General features: G+C 75.6%; 1 protein-coding gene. It reads left to right on the forward strand.

Annotated elements, in window-relative coordinates:
- Window positions 1-39: 39 nt before the first annotated feature.
- Window positions 40-989: MFS transporter (locus tag ETD85_RS62475; RefSeq protein WP_138699121.1), on the forward strand; the 950-nt coding region annotated here is incomplete at its 3' end.

Here is a 989-nt window from a genome sequence, read left to right on the forward strand (position 1 = left end):
GGCGCGGGGCGAGGGGTGGACGTGGGTGGAGGTGGACGAGTGAGCACGGCGGTCGCCGCCGAGCGGCGGGCCGCGAGACCGGCGGCGCTGTTTCTCGTCGTCGGCCTGGCCGGTTTCATCACCACGCTGGACAACACGGTCGTCACCGTCGCGCTCCCGAGCATCCAGCGCGATCTCGGCGCCCGGCTCGCCGCGCTGGAATGGGTGGCCACCGGCTACATCCTGACCTTCGCGGGGCTCATGCTCGCGGGCGGCCGGCTGGCCGACGTCTGCGGGCCGCGCCGGGTGCTGCTGGCCGGGCTGGCGGCGTTCACCGGGGCCTCGCTCGGTGCGGGGCTGGCCACGTCCGTGCCGCTGCTCGTCGCCGCCCGGCTGGCCCAGGGCGCGGGGGCCGCGCTGATCCTGCCCGCGACGCTGGCCGTGCTGGCCGGGCGGGAGGAGCGGCAGCGGTCCATGGGGGTGGCCGTGTGGATGGCGTCCGGGGCGGGAGCGCTGGCCCTCGGCCCGGTCGTGGGCGGCTACCTCAGCCAGTACGCGCACTGGAGCTGGGTGTTCCTGATCAACGTGCCGGTGGGCGCCGCGGTCATCGCGCTCGCCTGGGCGGGCGTGCCCGCCGGGGCGCGGAGCGGGCGGAGCCTGGACGTGCCCGGGGTGCTGGCTTCCGTGGTGTTCCTGGCCGCGGGGACGTTCGCGCTGATCCACGGCGGCGAGTACGGCTGGACGTCCGCTCCCGTCGTGGCCGCCCTGGTGACGTGCCTGGGCGGGGGGATCGCCTTCGTGGCCGTCGAGCGGCGGGCCCCGGACCCGATGGTGGCGCTGGGCCTGTTCGCGGCCAGGAGCTTCACCGGCGGGGTGGTCGCGCAGGTGTTCTGGGGGCTCGGCGTGAACGGGGTGTTCTTCTACACCGCGCTCTTCCTCCAGGGCGTGCTCGGATTCAGCCCCACGGACTCCGGGATGGCGTTCGTGCCGCTGGCCCTGCTGGTGGTGCT

Source organism: Nonomuraea zeae, from assembly GCF_005889725.1.
Lineage (GTDB): Bacteria > Actinomycetota > Actinomycetes > Streptosporangiales > Streptosporangiaceae > Nonomuraea > Nonomuraea zeae.